The sequence below is a fragment of the Gracilibacillus salinarum genome (assembly GCF_022919575.1).
Classification (GTDB): Bacteria; Bacillota; Bacilli; order Bacillales; family Amphibacillaceae; genus Gracilibacillus; species Gracilibacillus salinarum.
Genome location: NZ_CP095071.1, coordinates 4747639 through 4767671 on the forward strand (window position 1 = coordinate 4747639; position 20033 = coordinate 4767671).

22 protein-coding genes are annotated in these 20033 nt (G+C 36.3%); 11 read left to right on the forward strand and 11 right to left on the reverse strand.

The window, feature by feature from the left end:
* Nucleotides 1-101 precede the first annotated feature (101 nt).
* Genes MUN87_RS21970 through MUN87_RS21980 form a run of 3 tightly spaced genes read right to left on the reverse strand, consistent with a single transcriptional unit; the run spans nt 102 to nt 2897 of the window.
* A complete protein-coding gene (locus MUN87_RS21970) occupies nt 102-530 on the reverse strand; it encodes a BrxA/BrxB family bacilliredoxin (RefSeq protein WP_244743976.1) in 429 nt (142 codons plus the stop codon).
* A 55-nt stretch (nt 531-585) separates the two neighbouring features.
* Nucleotides 586-2325, reverse strand: a complete 1740-nt coding sequence (gene pabB, locus MUN87_RS21975; protein ID WP_244743977.1) for an aminodeoxychorismate synthase component I — start codon at nt 2323-2325, stop codon at nt 586-588.
* Nucleotides 2322-2897: an anthranilate synthase component II gene (locus MUN87_RS21980; RefSeq protein WP_244743978.1), complete on the reverse strand. Its 576-nt coding sequence runs from the start codon at nt 2895-2897 to the stop codon at nt 2322-2324. The genes pabB and MUN87_RS21980 overlap by 4 nt, the downstream gene beginning before the upstream one ends.
* Nucleotides 2898-3133: 236 nt before the next feature.
* On the opposite strand from MUN87_RS21980, the gene MUN87_RS21985 reads away from it, so the two are divergent.
* From MUN87_RS21985 to MUN87_RS22015, 7 genes are all read left to right on the forward strand, one after another.
* Complete coding sequence (locus MUN87_RS21985; RefSeq protein ID WP_244743979.1) at nt 3134-4090, forward strand: ABC transporter permease; 957 nt, start codon at nt 3134-3136, stop codon at nt 4088-4090.
* The gene (locus MUN87_RS21990; protein WP_244743980.1) at nt 4077-5030 is read left to right on the forward strand and encodes an iron chelate uptake ABC transporter family permease subunit; all 954 of its coding nucleotides are present in this window, start codon (nt 4077-4079) and stop codon (nt 5028-5030) included. The genes MUN87_RS21985 and MUN87_RS21990 overlap by 14 nt, the downstream gene beginning before the upstream one ends.
* Complete coding sequence (locus tag MUN87_RS21995; protein WP_244748049.1) at nt 5030-5797, forward strand: iron ABC transporter ATP-binding protein; 768 nt, start codon at nt 5030-5032, stop codon at nt 5795-5797. Before MUN87_RS21990 ends, MUN87_RS21995 begins: the two co-directional genes overlap by 1 nt.
* A gap of 393 nt (nt 5798-6190) precedes the next feature.
* Nucleotides 6191-7264, forward strand: a complete 1074-nt coding sequence (locus MUN87_RS22000) for a siderophore ABC transporter substrate-binding protein (protein ID WP_244743981.1) — start codon at nt 6191-6193, stop codon at nt 7262-7264.
* 576 nt (nt 7265-7840) lie between these two features.
* Entirely contained in the window at nt 7841-8308 is a 468-nt protein-coding gene (locus MUN87_RS22005; protein ID WP_244743982.1) for a chemotaxis protein CheX, read from the forward strand.
* 19 nt (nt 8309-8327) lie between these two features.
* Entirely contained in the window at nt 8328-8795 is a 468-nt protein-coding gene (locus tag MUN87_RS22010; RefSeq protein ID WP_244743983.1) for a chemotaxis protein CheW, read from the forward strand.
* Nucleotides 8796-8825: 30 nt separating this feature from the next.
* Nucleotides 8826-9182 (forward strand): response regulator, encoded by a 357-nt coding sequence (locus MUN87_RS22015; protein WP_305037420.1) that lies wholly within the window; start codon nt 8826-8828, stop codon nt 9180-9182.
* 80 nt (nt 9183-9262) lie between these two features.
* Here MUN87_RS22015 and MUN87_RS22020 read toward each other — a convergent pair whose 3' ends face one another.
* From MUN87_RS22020 to MUN87_RS22035, 4 genes are read right to left on the reverse strand one after another with little or no spacing between them, the layout of a single operon-like run.
* Entirely contained in the window at nt 9263-9892 is a 630-nt protein-coding gene (locus MUN87_RS22020; RefSeq protein WP_244743984.1) for a YczE/YyaS/YitT family protein, read from the reverse strand.
* Between the two features lie 55 nt (nt 9893-9947).
* Complete coding sequence (locus tag MUN87_RS22025; protein ID WP_244743985.1) at nt 9948-11030, reverse strand: Ger(x)C family spore germination protein; 1083 nt, start codon at nt 11028-11030, stop codon at nt 9948-9950.
* Nucleotides 11017-12120, reverse strand: a complete 1104-nt coding sequence (locus MUN87_RS22030) for a GerAB/ArcD/ProY family transporter (RefSeq protein ID WP_244743986.1) — start codon at nt 12118-12120, stop codon at nt 11017-11019. The genes MUN87_RS22025 and MUN87_RS22030 overlap by 14 nt, the downstream gene beginning before the upstream one ends.
* 7 nt (nt 12121-12127) lie before the next feature.
* Nucleotides 12128-13630 (reverse strand): spore germination protein, encoded by a 1503-nt coding sequence (locus MUN87_RS22035; protein ID WP_244743987.1) that lies wholly within the window; start codon nt 13628-13630, stop codon nt 12128-12130.
* Between the two features lie 156 nt (nt 13631-13786).
* Here MUN87_RS22035 and MUN87_RS22040 point away from each other — a divergent pair, with 156 nt between their 5' ends.
* Nucleotides 13787-14944 (forward strand): acyl-CoA dehydrogenase family protein, encoded by a 1158-nt coding sequence (locus MUN87_RS22040; RefSeq protein WP_244743988.1) that lies wholly within the window; start codon nt 13787-13789, stop codon nt 14942-14944.
* 15 nt (nt 14945-14959) lie between these two features.
* Here MUN87_RS22040 and MUN87_RS22045 read toward each other — a convergent pair whose 3' ends face one another.
* The 4 genes from MUN87_RS22045 to MUN87_RS22060 all read right to left on the reverse strand — a co-directional run bounded on the left by MUN87_RS22045 (nt 14960) and on the right by MUN87_RS22060 (nt 18466).
* The gene (locus MUN87_RS22045) at nt 14960-16105 is read right to left on the reverse strand and encodes a glycosyltransferase family 4 protein (protein WP_244743989.1); all 1146 of its coding nucleotides are present in this window, start codon (nt 16103-16105) and stop codon (nt 14960-14962) included.
* A 318-nt stretch (nt 16106-16423) separates the two neighbouring features.
* Nucleotides 16424-16831, reverse strand: a complete 408-nt coding sequence (locus MUN87_RS22050; protein ID WP_244743990.1) for a Fur family transcriptional regulator — start codon at nt 16829-16831, stop codon at nt 16424-16426.
* Nucleotides 16828-17700 (reverse strand): metal ABC transporter permease, encoded by an 873-nt coding sequence (locus MUN87_RS22055; RefSeq protein WP_244743991.1) that lies wholly within the window; start codon nt 17698-17700, stop codon nt 16828-16830. The genes MUN87_RS22050 and MUN87_RS22055 overlap by 4 nt, the downstream gene beginning before the upstream one ends.
* A 13-nt stretch (nt 17701-17713) precedes the next feature.
* The gene (locus tag MUN87_RS22060; protein WP_244743992.1) at nt 17714-18466 is read right to left on the reverse strand and encodes a metal ABC transporter ATP-binding protein; all 753 of its coding nucleotides are present in this window, start codon (nt 18464-18466) and stop codon (nt 17714-17716) included.
* Nucleotides 18467-18644: 178 nt separating this feature from the next.
* Here MUN87_RS22060 and MUN87_RS22065 point away from each other — a divergent pair, with 178 nt between their 5' ends.
* The 3 genes from MUN87_RS22065 (at nt 18645) to MUN87_RS22075 (ending at nt 20027) form a co-directional block, all read left to right on the forward strand.
* Nucleotides 18645-19001 (forward strand): arsenate reductase family protein, encoded by a 357-nt coding sequence (locus MUN87_RS22065; RefSeq protein ID WP_244743993.1) that lies wholly within the window; start codon nt 18645-18647, stop codon nt 18999-19001.
* Nucleotides 19002-19028: 27 nt separating this feature from the next.
* On the forward strand, nt 19029-19412 hold the full coding sequence (gene gcvH, locus MUN87_RS22070) for a glycine cleavage system protein GcvH (RefSeq protein WP_244743994.1): 384 nt from the start codon (nt 19029-19031) through the stop codon (nt 19410-19412).
* A 255-nt stretch (nt 19413-19667) separates the two neighbouring features.
* Complete coding sequence (locus MUN87_RS22075) at nt 19668-20027, forward strand: toprim domain-containing protein (protein WP_439649638.1); 360 nt, start codon at nt 19668-19670, stop codon at nt 20025-20027.
* Nucleotides 20028-20033 lie beyond the last annotated feature (6 nt).

A 20033-nucleotide genomic window follows, 5' to 3' on the forward strand; every position in this document is an offset into this window, starting at 1 on the left:
AGTCATCATCGATTCGCAAGCTCACCGTGATTCCTTTATCTCAGTTGATTCGCTCCACTCGCTGCGTCTCTAAACGGGCGCTTGCGCCTTTGTTCATGTTGCTAGCAATATTTTGTATAGGCATCTGTCAGCTGAGAAACGATATCTTCTACTTCATAGCCTTCAATTTGTTCACGAGGAATAAAGTGTTTTAGTTCGCCATCTTTAACAACTGCCATTGATGGTGAAGAGGGTTCCACACCTTGGAAATAGTCTCGCATTTTCGCTGTTGCATCGCGATCCTGTCCAGCAAATACAGTCACTAATTGGACTGGTTTTGTTTCTCCTTGAAGTGATTCAATAGCTGCAGGTCTTGCTAATCCAGCAGCACAACCACAAACAGAGTTAATCACGATCAGAGCTGAATCTTTATTTGTATTCATAAATTCATCGACTTCATCTGGTGTAACTAGTTCGTTAAAGCCAGCGTTCGTTAGTTCATCTCGCATTGGTTGTGCAATTTCTCTCATATATTGTTCATAAGCGTTCATTAGTTTACCTCCTCTAATACATGACTAATTTGATTTTAACAAATCTTGCTGCATACTACGACCTATTTGTTTTAAAAGAATCAGAAATATTTACTTTTAACCAGCCTCTGACACTATTGATAAACCAGATCTGATCACAGTTGTCCAGCTCGTTAAGTGAAATCGACTTTTCTTTTATTTTATTTTCCAGTAATAAGCGCTGTCGGAACGTACCTGGCAATAATCCGTCCGAAACAGGAGGGGTGAAGAACTCTCCGTTTTTCTCGATAACGATATTTCCAATCGTAAATTCTGTTACGTAACGATTTTTATTCCAAAGTAATGAGGTAAATACCTCTTCGGGCTGGTGTTCTGAAATTTTGTTATAAGTTGATCGGTTTGTAGTCTTATGATATAAATAAATCTCTTCTTTATTAACCGCAAACGGTGCAATAATCGCAGAGATTGGTTGCGTTATAGAGGTTACCATTTCACTATTTAATTCCATTTCACCATCACGATGATAAATAAGCTTTACTTTGTAGGAACCAGATGTAGATCTTGCTGCTAAAGACAGCAATTTAGAACGAATAGGATGTTCTGAAAAAGAAAAGCCAAAATACTGAGCTGAATTGGCTAATCTCGATAAATGTTCCTCTAATAAAGGGTATTCGCCATCCTTTAATAGCAGTGATTCAATTAAAGAAATTTCTTTATGCTGTTGTTTCAAGATCTCTGCTTTTTGCTGAAGTTCTTGGTATTCCCCTTCACTTGAAGAGTCCCATGTAATGCCACCACCGGTTCCGTAAGTTGCTTTGTTTCCGTTGATAAGGACAGTTCGAATCGGGACATTAAATGTAGCTGAGCGATCAGGGCTAATAAAGCCAATGGCTCCACAATATATTTCACGAGGCGTATTCTCTAATGTCGCAATATATTTCATTGTTTCCACTTTAGGCGCACCTGTTATGGAACCACAAGGAAATAACGCTCTAAACCATTCGTAAATTGTATTTGTTTCCAACTCTGCTGTAATAGTAGAAGTCATTTGGTGAACAGTTGGATATGATTCTATATCAAATAAGCTTTTCACTCGAACTGATCCTGGCTTGGCTATTCTTCCGAGATCATTTCGAAGTAAATCCACAATCATTACATTTTCTGCTTGATCTTTCGTTGAATGTTTTAATCGCTTTTTCAATTGCTCGTCTTCCTCGAACGTTTTTCCTCTTTTGATTGTCCCTTTCATAGGCTTCGTTGTAATCCTGTTATTTTCCACAGAAAAAAATAATTCTGGGGAAACAGATAAAATCTGCTGTGTACCTATGTCTAAATAGGCACAGTAGGAAGCATGCTGATTAGCGAGCAACTGCTGATAATAGTGATAAGCAGATCCATTGAAGTTTGCTTCGAGTCTTGTTGTGTAATTGACCTGATAGGTGTTACCCTCAGCTATCGCGTTTTTAATATGATGGATATGTTTGTGATATTGCTGGTAATCCGTTGTAATATGCCAATTTGACAACTGCTGCAATGATTGTTCGGTATCTGTTTGCTTGTTGACTATCTTTTCATACGCTCCAAACCAGATAAGTGGCAGTTGCTGATTAGTATTCACTTCATAAGCAGGATCAAAAGCGGGGGCTGCTTCGTACGAGACAAATCCTGCAATATAATAGCCGTTATTTAAATAGTCTTCTATCTCTTGAAAAATCCGATGTACCTGCTTGATGTTATCTGTTTTCCAAACTTGGACAGGGTCAATAAATTGCTGGATATCTTGATTAAAATTAAATTGTAAAAAGGGCAGTGTCATTTAGATCTCTCCATTGCTTGAATGTAACTATTCCGGATTATGTCAAAACCAAATTCCGTTAAAATGGCTTCAGGGTGAAATTGAATACCTTCTACTTTAAACTGACGATGTTTGATACCCATTATTTCATTCGTAGTTGTATGCGCAGTTATGGCAAACTGTTCAGGAATCTGATGGGTAACCAATGAATGATACCTCGTCACGTTGATCTGGTCAGGAATTCCTTTGAAAACGCCTGTACCGGTATGGTTTATCATAGAAGTTTTGCCATGCATGGGTGCATTTGCTCTGCTCACAGAACCACCGAAATAATGTGCGATTATCTGCATACCTAAACATACACCAAAGATCGGAACGGTAGCATAGAAATGTTCTAATATTTTAAGGCATTCTATTTGGTGTTGGGGTGCACCAGGACCAGGTGAAATAACAATCAAGTTAGGTTGCAACTCTTCGAGTTGTTCGATCGTGGTTTCATTGACTCGAACAACTCGTACCGTTTTAGTTAGTTGTCTGTAGTACTGAGCGAGGTTGTATGTAAATGAATCATAATTATCGATAATGACAATCAAAGGTTTCTTCCTTTCTGTATCAATATACCATTAGTTATTATAGCCGATAAGCCCCTTCGTTACGAACAAAATGTTAATTTTTAATCATATTTCTTCTCATAAGCGCCTGTTTAATGAGAGCTGTGGCAGTAAATGATGAACTTGATATTATTTGACAATACAGCTATAATTAAATTTGTTAAAACGATAATGATGATCATTATCAATTAAAAATATACAGAATATGAGGATTACAAATGAGATTATGGATGCTATTAATTATTGCCATTATACTGTCATTTATATCGCTTTTTGTAGGTGCGATAGATATTAAGATAAGTGATTTGCTCGACTTTCATTCTGATAAGTTTCAAATCTTCTTAGTTAGTAGAGTACCTCGATTACTGGCGATTATTTTGGCAGGGGCCGGAATGAGTATTGCAGGCTTAATTATGCAAAGTTTGAGTCGCAATAAATTTGTTTCTCCTACAACGGCAGGAACATTGGATGCAGCTAAATTAGGAATCATGATTTCCATGCTGTTTCTAACGAACGTTACATATACACAGCAAGTTATATTTAGTTTTGCATTTGCTTTAGCAGGAACATTTATTTTTATGCAAATTTTAGATCGAATAAAATTTAAAGATGTTATTTTTGTACCATTAATCGGGATTATGTATGGAAATATCCTATCATCTATCACAACGTTCTTCGGATATGAAGCAGACATTCTGCAAAACATTTCATCTTGGCTGATGGGCAGCTTCACATTAATTATTGCTGGCCGTTATGAATTGTTATATGTCAGTATACCAGCTGTTATATTGGCATACCTTTATGCAAACAAGTTCACCGTAGCTGGAATGGGGGAGGATTTTGCCAAGAATATTGGATTAAGCTATAAGTTCGTACTTAACATTGGGCTGGTTCTAGTTGCAATCATCTCTACTTCCGTCGTTCTAACTGTTGGTATGATACCTTTCTTAGGACTGATTGTGCCAAATATTGTCTCTCTTTATCTTGGTGATAACTTACGAAAAACCATTCCACATACAATGGTTCTTGGGGTTGTATTTCTATTAATCTGTGACATTTTGGGTCGTATCATTATTCATCCATATGAGATACCAGTAAACGTAACGGTTGCGGTAATCGGAAGTGCGATCTTCTTAATTATGTTACTTAGGGGGAGAGCATATGCGAAAAAATAGTACGAAGTTAGTCTTTTTAGTCATACTGGTAATCATTTCTGTGCTTTTATATGGATTTTATGATATTAAAGGTGGCTTTGATTATGCCTTTCCCAAACGTGTCGTTAAAATTTTAGCGATGATTGTAACAGGAGTAGCAATCTCTTATGCTACCGTCGTGTTCCAGACCATAACCCATAACCGAATTTTGACCCCTTCGATAATGGGAATGGGTTCCATGTATGAGGTAGTTCAGACGTTAATCTATTTCTTTGCGGGTTCAATGTCGGTCTGGGTAGTCAATCGATATTTAAATTTTGGAGCCGCAATTTTAGCGATGGTTTTATTTGCGTTGATTTTATATCGTTTTCTATTCCGTTCGGATAAGCACCCTATTTATCTATTATTATTAATTGGAATGATAATAGGGACACTGTTAGGTAGCTTTGTTACATTTTTGCAGGTGCTGATAGATCCTGTTGAATATTTAAGCTTACAAACGATGTTATTTGCAAGTTTTACAAAGGTGAAAGCCGAATTGTTATACATTGCTATCGGGATTTTAATTGTTTCGTTTATTTATGGCTACCGTATTATGGATAAACTTGATGTTATGTCGCTGGGACGTGAGAACGCGATGAATCTAGGTATTAACTATGATCGGATGGTGATGAATATTTTAATCTTATCATCCGTATTGATTGCGACATCGACTGCATTAGTTGGGCCTATTACATTTCTAGGATTAATTGTTGCAAACTTAGCGTATCAGTATTTGGTCACCTATAAGCATTCTATCTTAATTTTAGGGGCAAGTTTAATTAGTATCATTGCATTAGTGGGAGGACAATTTCTTGTAGAGCATATTTTTGAACTGCGCACTACATTAAGTGTCATTATTAACTTTATTGGTGGAATTTACTTTATTTACTTATTATTAAAAGAAAGCAGGGCTGCATGATGATAAAAATAAAGGAATTAACGAAGCGCTACGGTAAGAAAAATGTTGTAGAAGACGTTTCGGTAACGATTGAACCAGGTACTATTACATCATTTATCGGCCCGAACGGTGCAGGTAAATCAACATTACTGTCAATGGTAAGTCGATTATTGGAAGCAGATTCTGGAGAAGTATTACTGGATCAAGGTAATGTACAAAAATGGAAGTCAAATGAGTTTGCCAAGCGTGTATCGATTCTGAAACAATCGAACCATACAAACGTCCGTTTAACCGTCCGGGAACTGATCTCATTTGGTCGTTATCCATATTCAAAAGGCCGCTTAACGGAAAATGACCAAGAATACGTAGAGCAAGCGATGGATTATATGAATTTACATGCTTTGCAAGATCAATTTATTGATGAGCTGTCTGGTGGGCAAAGACAGCGTGCCTTTATAGCAATGGTAATTGCTCAAGATACAGATTATATTTTATTGGATGAACCTTTAAATAATTTGGATATGAAACATTCTGTACAAATCATGAAAATTTTACGGAGGCTTGTCAATGAATTGGGTAAAACAGTTGTGATTGTATTACACGATATTAACTTCGCATCGGTTTATTCGGATCGTATTGTCGCTTTAAAGGATGGGAAACTGGTGAAAAATGGTCCGACAAACGACATTATTAACTCTGAAGCTCTCCGGGACATCTATGATATGGATATTCCGGTTCAAGAGCAGAATGGTTGTCGTATATGTGTATATTTTAATGCGCAATCGTAAATTTTTTTGAAATTGACAATAGCCTCGTCCTTAGTGTGCCGTAGTACTTCCTATGCTGTGATCTATCAAATGTCAGTCAGCTTCCTTGCTTAAAATATTAGTTCTTCTAATCGCGCAAGAAATAAATGCCTTAATCGAAATTATTAAGGCATTTAATAATTTGCAAAGAAGTTACAATTTGTTTTCGAATTTGAATTCCAATTTATCATAAATTATTTATAAGATCCTTGCATTGATACGATTAAGATTAATTATATTTACAATAATGTTTCAAAAACTTTGCATATTTTAATTGACATCGGTCAAGTATTTGCATATAATGATAACTGTTCTCATTGATAACGATTATCATTATCGTCGAGGCGCATACAATAAAATAGGGGGAGTTACACGATGAAAAAATGGAAAATTTTGTGTTTTATTCTAGTATCATTAATTTTTGTTCTAGCAGCATGCGGAGGAGCAGATAATTCCGCAAGTGGAGAAGAGACTGCTGATCAAGAAGGACAAACAACAGAAGAAGGGAACAGCGAAGGTTCAGAAGAGTCTACGGAAGAATCAAGTGACGAAGCTAGTTCTACATATCCAATGACGGTTTCATCTACAGTTTCTACATCTGAAAGCAGAGATGGAAGTTCCACATATAATTTTGAAGACGTAACGTTTGAGTCAATGCCAGAAAAAATTGTTGTATTTGATTATGGTTTCTTGGATACTTTAGATTCACTTGGAGTTGAAGGCATTGTCGGCGTTGCAAAAGGTTCAACTTTACCAGAACATCTAGAAGAATACTCAGGTGATGCGTATACGAATATTGGTACACTTAAAGAGCCATTACTTGAAGATATTGCAGCTTTAGAGCCGGATGCCATTTTCATCTCAGGTCGTCAATCTGCATTCTATGACCAATTAAAAGAAATTACACCTAATGTTGTCTTTGTTGGTACGCAACAAGAAGACTACTGGAATACATTCATGGCATCAGTTGACATCGCAACACAAATTTTTGGTAAAGAAGCAGAAGCTGAAGAATACCTTGCAAAATATGAAACAGCTTTAGAAGAGGTTAGTTCGCTAGCTGGTAATTTTGAGACAAGCTTAGTAACGATGTATAATGAAGGAAGTTTATCTGGTTTCGCTACTAATTCTCGTTTTGGTTACGTTTATGACGTGTACGGTTTCCAACCAGTAACAGAAGACATTGAATCATCATCACATGGTTCGAATTTTGGATTTGAAGCAATTCTAGAATTTGACCCGGAAGTATTGTTTGTAATTGACCGTACTGCAGCAATTGGTGGGGATTCCAATATTGAGGCTGATATGGAAAATGATATTGTTAAACAAACGTCAGCGTACAAAAATGATCGTATTATTTATTTAGATGGACCACTTTGGTACTTGAGTGGCGGCGGTTTACAGTCAGAACTTGCAAAAATTGAAGAGATCGTTGCGGAGTTAGAGTAAATCAAATCAAACCTACCGAAAGTCAGTAAACACTGATTTTCAGTAGGTTTTTATCTGTCAAGAATGTAAGCTGAGTTCCTATAATAGGGATTATGTAAATTAGCAGCTTAGTGGTCATTTTGAAATATTATGTGTGGTAGAATACCTTCTACCAACCACTTCGCGTCCTGCGGGGCACGGCTGAAGTTAGACTACTACTTGCGTTACTTCTTTGCTGCCTTGCACCGAGGAAGCCTACGTGGTTGTCCTACGCTAGGATTGGTACTATACAACCTTTGTAAGAGATAACATATTGATCACTCACCACTATTGTTGATAGGATAGGTTCAATAGATGCGGTCAATATTGTAAATTATTCGATTCATTTAACAGGTAAGCATTTATACCTTGAGAAAAGTTATCTTTTACGAAGGTATAAATGCTTATTATTTTTCCTGTTTTTGTGTTACAATTATACCATAAAGTCACAATTATAAAGTAAACCAACAAGATGATGTTGTAACTTGACATATAATTAGGTATTATGAGAAGTAAGAACTAATTATATTTTACTAGTTATGAATAGGAGACATGAAAATGGCATCATCAACGGAAGTGAATGTAAACGAAATAATAAAGGAATTGTATAATGGATCGGTGAAGTCGATTAAAAGTGTTGTACCTGTTGAGCATGAATTCGAATCTCCTAAAATGTCAACAAATCCATTAAATGTGGAGTATGGTGTTCTTATTGGATATAGTGGCACCTTCAAAGGTGATTTATTAATCCAGGCAAGTCACTCGGTATTTAGTTCAATTGGCGAAGCGCTGTATGGTATGCAATTATCAGAAGAAATGCTTGATTCATTCTCAGGTGAATTAGGTAACATGCTTGCTGGTGGTCTATCTACTCATTTAGCCGACGCAGGTATCGATACAGATATAACTCATCCCACCATTATCAGTGGCGAAGCAAGATTAACAGGATTTAAGCGAGTATTAGAAGTAGCCATTCATTATAAGAGTATCGGTGATATGAAAATGTCGCTGTTATTAAATCAATAAACAGGTTGGTGATTGAATCGTGGTACAAACTATGACGAAGACAATTATTTTTAAATTAAACAACCAGGAATATGGGGCGAATATTGAGCAGATTATTTCAATTGAGAGGTTAGAAGAAATCGTACCTTTGCCACAAACCTCTGATTTTATCAAAGGAATCATTAATTTGCGTGGAAGCGTCATTCCAATTGTCGATCTAAGAACAAGATTAGGTTTAGTAGAAGCTGGGCCAACGGAACAAACCAGAATTTTAATTGCGAATGTCCGTGATTTACGAGTAGGTCTCATTGTTGATGAAGCTACTGATGTTATCGACATTCAGCCTGATAATATTGAAGACGCACCTGAGCTTGTCAAAAGTGTAGATTATCAATATATGAAAGGTGTTGCAAAACTAGAGGATAGAGGTATGTTGTTGTTATTAGATTTGAACCATGTGTTGAGTTTACATGAATTAGAAGAAGTTCAACATGTAGCAGCAGAATAAATTTTCGGTCAGATAACGGAGGGAATTAAGTTGGCTCAAGTATTGATTGTAGATGATGCTGCGTTTATGCGCATGCAATTGAAAAATATTTTCACGAACTTAGGTCATGAAGTGATAGGGGAAGCAGCAAATGGACAAGAAGCTGCACAGTTATATGAAGAATTAAAACCAGAAATTGTTTCCATGGATATTACAATGCCGGAAATGAACGGTGTAGAAGCGACGAAAATAATAAAAGCCAAGGATGCAAATGCTAAAATTATCATGTGTTCTGCAATGGGACAGCAGCAAATGGTTTTAGATGCGATAAAAGCAGGAGCTTCGGATTTTATCGTTAAACCATTTACAGAAGATAGAGTGAAAGAGACGTTAGAAAAGTTATTGTAATACTACATTAAAAGTGATCTTATTTTGAATAAATATGATCACTTTTCTTATAAAAGAGCTACAGTTTCCCTTCCGCTGTGTTACCCTGCTTTTACTGTAGCCGCTAATTTTTTTTGTCCGGAGACCACAATAACAGATTTTACAGATTGAATAATCAGTCCTGAAAATAAGGCATTTAGCAATGTACCAATACCAATGGCCCCATTAAAGAAAAAAGCAACGATTACTAATATAATGCTGATCAACGCACGAGAACGTGTAAATGACCACCCGGTTTTATCTGTAAGGATAACCATTGTGCGGTCCATTGGGTTAGGTGCAAAGCTTGATTCTAGATAGATAGCTACTCCAACACCAGTACATACTATTCCTGATAAAAGACATATCCATTGTCCAGCTGCGCCATCAGGAGATAACCAAGAGTTCTGAATCATTAACCATGAATCAATGCCAATTCCTGTTATGAATGAGGTTAGAAGAGCAGAGAATTCTGGCTTTGTTTTAAGTGTGATCGCGTTTATAAGTACAAAGGTAAAGCCTAAAACAATTTCCCAGCTGCCGACGGATAACCCAAATGTTCGAAACAATCCAACGAGTAAAGCATCAAATGGTGAAGTTCCTAAATGAGATTGAATAGTTAAGGATATACCTAATGTTAATACCGTTATACCTAAAAGATAAATAAAAAAAGAACGTACAACTTGTAGCATAAATCCTTCCTCCTAGCATCATTCACTATAACAGAAAACAAGATAGAAGGAAATATTATCTCGAAATATTATTAATTTCTAAGTTGAATTTCACTTTTGTTGTGATTTTTATGTCAGGGTAACTTTTTTTCCATTCTTCAAGATTCCAATTTCTAAACTGTGATCTTGCAGATGCTCCGATCATCAGTGGATCAATTTCTAACTTTTGAAATGTTGCCGCTAATTTATCTCCTTGTTTTTCCAAATGATCAGATATATTTTTTTCTAATTTTCTTTTTTCTTCAAACGTTTTGACACCCATTTTATCAGATTCTACTAGAGTACCGATAATATCCTCACTAATCTCTACATGATCTTTGGATTTCCAGGTTACCTTTCTGTTGGAACGGATGGATTTTATAGCAATTGAATCTTCTGTAGTCTCTTGGTCAAATTCATAGGCGCTGCCTTTGGTATCCTTGTATAACATATGAAATATAAAAAACTGATCATAATTAATTCGGTGTACTAATTTATCCCCTTTTAAAAATCCAATACCAACAATATCAATCGAGGGTGTGCTTGCTTTTAAAATGGGCAGAAAGGGATCCATACCTTCGCCAATTAGGCGGTAATTAAATTGATGAAGGTTCATCTTGGGTATCATCGATTGTGTATTTGTATCGATTAATTGCTCTAGAAATCTCGGTAATGTATGCTCCAATTTATATTCCTGATTTAACATCTCCTCTGCAGTACCATCAGCAATGGCAAGATACAAGTTTCTCCCGATAGCTGGATCCTCACTTATTCCCATCACAATATCCTGAATTCCTTTCTTTGCAAGTTCTTCTCCAAAAATTACGCTTAATAAGTTTCCAACCTCCACTTGGAAAGGTGCTTTTGTCTGAATCATCGCATTAATATCCTGAAATGTATCGGCACTGCCTGTATATCGTATATTATCACGCATATTCGCTTGTTCACTGCTTCCGTACAAAGGAGCAACGGCAGTGCCTTTATAATTTTGTGTTGTTGAATTCCAATCATAGCCCATCGTCATAATTAATTCTACATCATCAATGACTTTGGTCTTCACACAGCCGGTCATTAACATGCAACAAAAGAACAGAATGATTGCTTTTTTAGTTATTAGCATATTTTTTTCTCACTCCTGCCACTATCTTTTGGATGATAAATAACAAGGGAATATAAACAAACATTAAATATACGCCTACTTTTGTGATAATTGTGGTTGCTTTTTCAATGATGAGAAAATTTTTAATATAAAAGACGCTTGAAATACCCAAAATCGTAGCTGCAATGCCAATACCGCTAAATGACAGATTAGTTAGCCGGTGAAAACATTGAACCCCTGCCCAAAAATAAATAGCACAAGTAGCAATAATCGCGATAAAGTGTAAGCTGATCCCAATGAACTCAAATCGTTCGATAAACGCAATGCTGATCACCTTCCACAATTGAAGAGTTGGCCAGGACACATATTGGATCTGTAATTCATTATAATACATAAATATTGCTATCGCAGAGAAAAGATAAACAGACGAAGTTAGCAGGTTACCCGATAATGCCCATTTCAACCCGGATTGAAAACGATGGATAAATGGTGCGTAGATTAAAATAAGCTCAATTCCCAAAAAACTAAGAGACATTGGCTCTACAGCTTTTAATATATCTGTTAATGGATGGATAAATACAGGTAATAGGTTCGTGAAATGTCCATCAACGAAAGCTTGATATTTAAATATCGCTAAAAAAGCTGTTACAAATATACTAAAAAAAGCAAATCCTACTACAATACGAAACCCGCCTAAACAAATGTAAAGGAATAATAAAAACAGCACTATTAAGAATAAAGTGATTGAAATATCTGGAAAGAACCAAATTTGAATAATCTCAATATATGAGCGGATAACGATAATAGAAATAGCAAGAAAGTAAACACAAAAAATAAACGAAAGAATATTTCCTATTATTTTTCCGAATGTTGTTTGATGTATATCGATCAAATCAACAGACTCATCACCAATTATTTTCCATATCATCACAATTACAATAGAAGTTAACACAGCAGTAATAGGAATACTCATCCAGCTATCATAGCCTGCTACCTCTGCTATCTGTCGTTCAAAACTTAATATCCCTTCTCCTAATTGGGTAGCATGAATAATAAATACGAGCAGAAAAGGTGATACCATTTGAGTAATGTCAGGTTTAAAGTCTTTCATACTTTCCCTACTTTCGTTTATCATGCTTCTTCAAGGTGCGTGATGTATTAATCCGATTTTTGTCTTTTGCTCCACTTAAAAGAGGTCTTTTTCCTTGCACATCAAAAGGTAAACGAATAATCGTGTCTTTAAAATCCTTCCACCTGAATGGATAGATGGGTTCAAGAAATGGTCTTCCAAGAGAGGTTAATCTTAGAAGATGGGTAACGAAAAACATAATACCAATTACAACACCTATCATTCCCCAAAGCTGTGCAAAGAAGATAAAGGGGAAACGAATTAAACGAATGGTATTACCAATACGATAAATAGGAGTAGTAAAGGAAGCAAGTGCGGCTAACGCAACAACAATGAGAAGTACATTACTCGTTAGTCCTGCTTCAACAGCTGCTGTTCCAATAACGATACCACCAACAATACCAATTGTTTGACCAATCTTTGTAGGGAGTCTTGCCCCTGCTTCTCTTAAAAGCTCAATAGTTAATTCTAAAATTAAAACTTCAATAATTGGTGGAAAAGGAATGTCTTTTCTAGACGAAATTAGTGTCCCTAGTAAATCACCAGGTATAATGTGATAGTGATAGGTTAAGACTGCCACGTACATTGGTGTTACAAGCACTGAGAAAATAACGGCAAAAATGCGAATAAGTCGAAATGCAGTAGCAATATGCCACGATAAGAAATAATCCTCATAAGCAGCAAAAAATTCTACTAAAGTGGTAGGAGCAATCAGCACATGAGGAGATCCTTCACAAACAATAGCAATTTTTCCTTCGACCAATGCGCTGCTCACACGATCTGGTCGTTCCGTATCCATAAATTGTGGAAAAGGTGATTGAGAATTATCAGAAATCATTTGACTGATAAATGAGCTGTCAATAATTTGATCATATTCAATGTCGGTAATGCGCTGAATAATTGTATCGATATTCGTCTGATTAGCAATTCCGTCTATATATATGATTGCAACATCTGTCTTCGTAATCTTTCCAGCGTTTAATTTTTTTACGTGAAGCTGGGGCAGACTAACTCTTTTTCTTATTAAACTAATATTCGTTTGCATGTCCTCAATAAAAGCTAGCTTTGGACCAATTACACTAAACTCAATTTCTGGTTGAGATATCTGCCGGTCTGTATTAAATTTGGATGGAATTAGTAAAATCTCTTGTGTATTATCATTTAAACAAAGTGCAATAAATCCTACTAGAAGTTTCTCTTCAATTTGTCGTATATCAGAGGTTACGTAAGATTGTGTAAATGGCACTATATTTTTTAAGACATCAATATCCTGAATCTCAGCATCTTTTAACGTATCCAACAAATTTGCTTCAATTTTTTCTGTATTCGTTAAAGATTCAAAATAGTAAATCGATATATTTTTCATGTTTCCTAAATGAAATTCAAAAAAATCATCACTTTCGTGCATGACTTGCATTAATTGATGAAAGGTTTTAGTTTCTTCTGATGATTGTGATCTCTTTGCGGATGAGTTTAATCTTTTGCGAATCATTAGAAACTTCCTTTCATGCGAATAATTAATGTTAGTATGTGGTTGTGAACATGAAATATACATATTATAAATCCACTTTCAAATGAGTAGATTGTTGGAAATCTTAGTGTTAGTTCGCTATGATCAATAGTAAATAGTCGTAGAAGGAGGTATTATATGAACGTATCCAATAACTTTATTCAAACTGACAGACAGGAACAGTTGTACCAGAAAGCTGCTCGTTTGGCAGAAAAATTAAAGGATAGAAGACAACAAGCTGATCAGCAGGCAAGTCTACCTGTTGAAAATCTTGATGCATTGCGAAAAGAGAAATATTTATCTTTAACATTACCAGAACAATATGGGGGAGAAGCCCTTTCATTATATGAAATGTTATTAGTTCAAGAGAAATTAGCGGAAGGGGACGGCGCAACAGCGTTATCTGTAGGCTGGCACTTAGGAGTAGTCAAAGAATTAAGTGAAGAAAATCTTTGGGAGCCGTCCATGTTTACACATATCGCAAAAGAGATAGCGGAAAAGCAAACATTGATTAATCGATGTGCAACGGAGCCAGCGACAGGAAGCCCGACACGTGGTGGTATACCAGAGACAAAAGCTGTGTTAGATGGCAATGAATACGTGATCGATGGACGGAAAAGCTTTACAACTATGGCGGAAGTATTAGATTATTACATTGTCACCGCACATGTGAAAGAAAAGGACGCAGTCGGTTCACTATTAATACCTAAGGGAACGGAAGGTATCCACATAGAACATACATGGAATACATTAGGGATGAGAGGTACTGGCAGTCACGATTTAATTCTGAAAAATGTTCGTGTGCCGAAAGCAAATTTGGTAGAATTGAACGACAAACCGAAAAAACCAGGTCCTAAAGGTTGGCTTCTGCATATTCCTGCATGTTATTTAGGTATAGCTATCGCAGCACGAAATGATATTATAGAGTTTGCGAAAAATTTTCAGCCAAACAGTCTCAATACCCCAATTTCAGAGGTAGAGCATGTCAGAAATAAAGTAGGGGAGATTGACTTGAAGTTGTTACAAGCTCGTTACTTTATGTACAGTGTCGCCGAGAAATGGGACCATTATCCGGACAAGAGAGCTCAGCTTATCAAAGAGTTGGGAGCTGTAAAGTTAGTAGCAACAAACAACGCAAACGAAATTGTCGATCTGGTAATGCGGATCGCAGGAGGTCGTGGTCTATCAAAGAACATGCCATTTGAGCAGTATTATCGGGATGTAAGAGCCGGGCTCCATAATCCGCCAATGGATGATATGGTTCTCTCATTACTTGCGAAAAACGCATTTTCTTAGAACAAAAGCATGCCCTTAAGCATGCTTTTGTTTTGTTTTTATTTCTTCTATAACCTGGTGATAACTGTATAATAGTTCCTCAAAGCGTTCTTCCCATTTTTGTTTTTGAGCATAGCGAATGGCGTTCTGCTTCAATTGTTTTCGCCATTCAGCGTCTTCTAAAATTGTTTGAATTGAGTTAGTATAAGAATCAATATGATTGCTATTGCATAATTTCCCGGTAAAACCTTCCTGGATAATATTTTTCACACCACCAGCGTTCGCTGCTACTACAGGAGTACCTGTTGCTAATGCTTCTAGTACAACATTTCCAAACGTTTCTGTTTCGGAAGGAAAAATAAATAAATCACTCGCAGCGACAATATGCGCAACTTCTTTTTGGGGTAAAAAGCCTGTAAAGGTTACTTTATCTTGCCAGTTATTCGTTAAATCAGCTTTTGAAGGTCCATCACCAACAATTAACCAATGAATGTTGTTTCTCCATTCGGGCGGCAGTTGTTTAGCAATTTCAGGTAACAAATCGACGTTTTTCTCGGGCGCCAATCTCCCCACATAGCTGAGGATGTATTTTTGTTTAATTTGATATTTTTGACGGATAACAGAGTAGTCATAATCAGGGTGAAATACATTCATATCAACGCCACGCTGCCATATTTGCAATCGCTGAAATCCTTTTTTGTGCAATTGGTCTCTTGTAACCATTGAAGGTACAAAAATTCGCAGTAATGGTTGGTGGAACCATTCCATATAACGCCATAATGCTTTTGATAAAAGTGTGAGGTGGTAATATTTTAAATAGTGATCAAAATCAGTGTGATAAGAGCCAACAACTGGTATGCCATATTTTTTGGCGAGGCGTAGTCCAGCCAATCCGATTGAGAAGGGTGTTGCTACATGAATAATATCTGGTTGAAACTTTTTGATAATTTCTTTCAGATGAAGGGTATTTGGCACTGATATACGACAATCCTTATAAAGTGGAAAAGGAAAGCTCGATTGTCGGTAAATTTGCCCCGCATTCATTTCGTTTTTGGTAAGTTTAGGCGAAATAACAATGTACGAATGGTGACTTTTATCTAGATACTTGGTCAGTCGACCTAATGTTTTGGCCACACCATTCACATCAGGTAGAAAAGTATCTGTAAAGATCGCAATTTTCAAATTGTTTCCCCCCTTAAATCTTTTACTTACTACAAACATATGTCGAAAACATGTAAAGAACAACAGGTATATGTAAAATATTTGTAAATAAAAAATTACACACGGGAATTGTAGTGTCGGGATAGATTTGGGAGCAGACCCACAGGAGGAAAGATTTAGAAGAATAACGTGTACATACAAACAAAGGACCGGATGAACTCCCGATCCTTTGCTAAGCAGATAATTGATATCAAAATGATCATTTTGCAATACTGTTTTTGTTTACATAAACTAGATTATAGGCAGTTTGTTAATCAATAAGTTGCTTTAACTATATCTTTATTGACAAGTTGGACAAAATCCGTAAATTTCAAATTTGTGATCGTCGATCATATATTGCTTTAATTCTTCGGATAATTGATCCATTGGGCATTGATGAATTTCTTTAGTGACACCACACTTTTTGCAAATAAAGTGGTGGTGGTGATGATGATCACATTTTAACCGGAAATGCTTTTCTCCATTAAGCTCGGTTGATTCTAAAATTTCTAATTGATCAAACAGATGGAGATTTCGGTATATCGTATCGAAACTGATTCCTTCGTAATTTGGCTCCATGTTTTCCAGTAAATCTTTTGCAGTCCGATAGCGGTTCTCTTTCTCGAAAAAATCAATCATATGTTTTCGCTTATCGGTATATTTGTAACCTTTCTCTTTCAAAATAGTTAAAGCTTCATTAGTATTCATTCGATCACCCCGTTCTTGATCCGATACTTGCGGCTCCTCACTTTAGATACCACATTTTTTATCAGCATCGTTGCAATTAATAACAGAATAAGCAACATGACAATTGTTCCGCCAGGTGGTATTTCTAAGTAATAACCGGCTATTAAACCAACAATAACCGCAGCTTCTCCATATATTATCGCATAAATGATCGTTTGTTTAAATCCTTTTGCAATTCGGATACTGGATGCAACAGGTAGTGTCATAAGAGAAGAAACGAGCAAAACACCTACGATTCGAATCGAGGCCGCGATGACCAATGCTGTTAACACAATAAAGATGAAATGAATTCGCTTGGCATGTATGCCTGTGACAACTGCTTGCTCCTCATCAAATGACAGAAGAAACAGCTCTTTATATAATAGAAAAATCACGGAACAGACAATGATAGCTATCCCTATAATCATAAATAGATCTTGCCTGCTCACGGCCGATACCGATCCAAATAAATAATTATACAAATCCGTGTTAAAACCATTAGCTAGTGAGATAAAAATGACGCTCAAACCGACACCGCCCGAGAGAATAATCGGAATCGCTAATTCCTGAAATGCTGTGTACACTCGGCGAAGCCGTTCTACAATTATCGATCCTAGCACTGAAAAACCTAATCCTGAATAAAAAGGTGTTATCAGCATAGCGCCTGTCTTTTTTTCTAAAAATAATCCAAATGCAATGCCGGCTAGTGTCACATGGGACAAGGCATCTGCGATCAGGGATAATCTCCTGACGACAATAAAGGCACCTAGTAATGGCGCAATAATACCTATGATAATTCCCGTCAGGAATGTATTTCTTAAAAACTCATATTCTAATAAATTCGCTAGCATACCATTTCCTCCATTAATGCTCGTGTGTAACTAAATGTAGTGGGTGTCCATAGAAATCAGATAGTTGATCTTTAGACATGTCATTGAATTCTTTCGGATTTCCGTGGAAATGCAATGACTTATTTAAACAGGCTACCTTAGAGGCATGATGCGTCATCGTTCCAATATCATGAGTAACAAGTAGTAATGAAATTTGCTGTTGATTTAATTCATGTAATAAGTCAAAGAATTTGTCTACATTTTCGGCATCAACACCGACAGTTGGTTCATCTAATATTAATAGCTGCGGGTCACTGACAAGGGCACGTGCGATAAAGATGCGCTGTTGTTGACCGCCTGACAGGTTGCCGATGTTTTCTTTGAAATAGCTCGACATACCAACTTTATCAACTGCTTGGTACACCTTTTCCCTATCTTTAGCATTTGGCCGTTTGAAATATCCGAGTTTTGACGTCAACCCTGCAGTAACAACCTCTTCAACTGTTGCAGGGAAACCTCTGTTGAAGCTGTTCGCTTTTTGCGATACATAACCAATTTTATTTTTATCTTTAAATTTCCGTATGGGCTGATCAAATAATTCAATCATACCATTTGTAGGTTTCACTAGACCTAACAATAGTTTGATCAAAGTAGTTTTTCCACCGCCATTTGGTCCTACCAATCCAATGAAATCACCTTGTTCAATGGAAAAGTTGATGTGAGACAGCGCTTGTCGATCCCCATAGTAGAAACTGACATCTTGCATCTCAACAATTGTCTTGTTCATAATTATCACCTTCGCTCAAAAATCTTCATTTATTATATCGTAATGATTACGTTTTGTAAAATGTTTGTTTCTAACCTATTATGATGTAATACTAGGAAATTCATGCTGAAATTAGATCATTTGTTTTTAATACACGTTTTCGTTAAAATAATAGCAACGAATAATGGGAGGAATTAACATGACGTTGAAATTTTACTGGTATCCTAAATGTGGCACTTGCCAAAAAGCGAAAAAATGGCTGGACAATCATGAGATCAATTATGAAGCCATACACATTGTCGATCAGCCACCGACTGAGTCAGAATTGAAGGAAATAATTGAAGCAAGTGGATTGCCATATAAGAAATTCTTTAATACCAGTGGAAAGAAGTATCGTGAATTGGGCTTAAAAGATAAACTAAAAGATGCAACAGAAGAGGACATGCTTGCCTATCTAGCCTCCGACGGTATGTTAATTAAACGGCCACTTACATACGATGGTAACCAGGCAACGGTAGGATTTAAGGAAGATATGTTTGAAAATACATGGAAATAATCATACATTAAATAGGAGGAATTAGATATGACATTACCAAAAGACTATTTATATTCAAAAGAGCACGAGTGGGTTAAGAAAGAAGGAAATAATGTACGCATCGGCATTACCGATCATGCTCAAGATGAATTGGGGGATATTGTCTTTATAGAACTTCCGGAAGTAGGCGATGAGATTAAATTAGATCAGCCGTTTGGCAGTGCAGAATCAGTTAAGACAGTTTCTGAACTATATGCCCCTGTTTCTGGTAAAGTAGTGGAAGTAAATGATAATTTAGAAGATAGTCCGGAATTAGTAAATGAGTCACCATATGAGAAAGCTTGGATGATCGTCGTTGAACCAGCTGATTCTGCTGATTTAGAACAATTATTAACTGATGAGGATTATCACCAGTTGATAAATGAAGCGTAAGAAGTAGCATTCGCGATGAGCGAATGCTATCTTTTTAGCCGGAATTAAATGAAAAAGAGTTGCAGTGATAAAAAAATGGAATAATTCACGATGATTCACTTACATTATGTATTAATACAGTCTTATTTTTTGTTCATGTTAAATAAAACCAAATTTTATCTGCGCAAGATTCGCTAGTTTGTCATAAGATATTAGCATATATCCATAAAATAAGTTAACAAGGGTGTCATGTGTATTTGAACTTTGATGAAGTAGGTGAGCCATTTGACAAGACAAAACGTAAAAGTAATCATTGTGGAGGGTAGAACAGATAAAGAAAAGGTATTGAAAGTTGTGAATGAAGACGTAGAAATCGTCTGCACAAATGGAACGATAAATGTAGAACGGTTAGAAGATTTAATCGAAATGTTTGATATGGACCATCGAGATGTGTTTATTTTAGTGGACGAGGATAACGCAGGCAAAAAATTAAGAAAGCAATTATCGAAAGAATTGCCACATGCTATCCATATTAATATTGATAAATCTTATCGCGAAGTAGCAGCAACTCCTGAATCGGAGCTGGCTGTTGCGCTTGTTTCTTCACATATTCGGATTAATCCCAATTTTTTATAGAAGGTG

Excerpts from the sequence above, each read along its gene's own strand:
- MUN87_RS21970 (WP_244743976.1), bottom strand. The coding sequence starts at position 530 with ATGAACGCTTATGAACAATATATGAGAGAAATTGCACAACCAATGCGA.
- pabB (WP_244743977.1), bottom strand. The coding sequence starts at position 2,325 with ATGACACTGCCCTTTTTACAATTTAATTTTAATCAAGATATCCAGCAA.
- MUN87_RS21985 (WP_244743979.1), top strand. The coding sequence starts at position 3,134 with ATGAGATTATGGATGCTATTAATTATTGCCATTATACTGTCATTTATA.
- MUN87_RS21990 (WP_244743980.1), top strand. The coding sequence starts at position 4,077 with ATGCGAAAAAATAGTACGAAGTTAGTCTTTTTAGTCATACTGGTAATC.
- MUN87_RS21995 (WP_244748049.1), top strand. The coding sequence starts at position 5,030 with ATGATAAAAATAAAGGAATTAACGAAGCGCTACGGTAAGAAAAATGTT.
- MUN87_RS22000 (WP_244743981.1), top strand. The coding sequence starts at position 6,191 with ATGAAAAAATGGAAAATTTTGTGTTTTATTCTAGTATCATTAATTTTT.
- MUN87_RS22005 (WP_244743982.1), top strand. The coding sequence starts at position 7,841 with ATGGCATCATCAACGGAAGTGAATGTAAACGAAATAATAAAGGAATTG.
- MUN87_RS22020 (WP_244743984.1), bottom strand. The coding sequence starts at position 9,892 with ATGCTACAAGTTGTACGTTCTTTTTTTATTTATCTTTTAGGTATAACG.
- MUN87_RS22025 (WP_244743985.1), bottom strand. The coding sequence starts at position 11,030 with ATGCTAATAACTAAAAAAGCAATCATTCTGTTCTTTTGTTGCATGTTA.
- MUN87_RS22030 (WP_244743986.1), bottom strand. The coding sequence starts at position 12,120 with ATGAAAGACTTTAAACCTGACATTACTCAAATGGTATCACCTTTTCTG.
- MUN87_RS22035 (WP_244743987.1), bottom strand. The coding sequence starts at position 13,630 with ATGATTCGCAAAAGATTAAACTCATCCGCAAAGAGATCACAATCATCA.
- MUN87_RS22040 (WP_244743988.1), top strand. The coding sequence starts at position 13,787 with ATGAACGTATCCAATAACTTTATTCAAACTGACAGACAGGAACAGTTG.
- MUN87_RS22050 (WP_244743990.1), bottom strand. The coding sequence starts at position 16,831 with ATGAATACTAATGAAGCTTTAACTATTTTGAAAGAGAAAGGTTACAAA.
- MUN87_RS22055 (WP_244743991.1), bottom strand. The coding sequence starts at position 17,700 with ATGCTAGCGAATTTATTAGAATATGAGTTTTTAAGAAATACATTCCTG.
- MUN87_RS22060 (WP_244743992.1), bottom strand. The coding sequence starts at position 18,466 with ATGAACAAGACAATTGTTGAGATGCAAGATGTCAGTTTCTACTATGGG.
- MUN87_RS22065 (WP_244743993.1), top strand. The coding sequence starts at position 18,645 with ATGACGTTGAAATTTTACTGGTATCCTAAATGTGGCACTTGCCAAAAA.
- gcvH (WP_244743994.1), top strand. The coding sequence starts at position 19,029 with ATGACATTACCAAAAGACTATTTATATTCAAAAGAGCACGAGTGGGTT.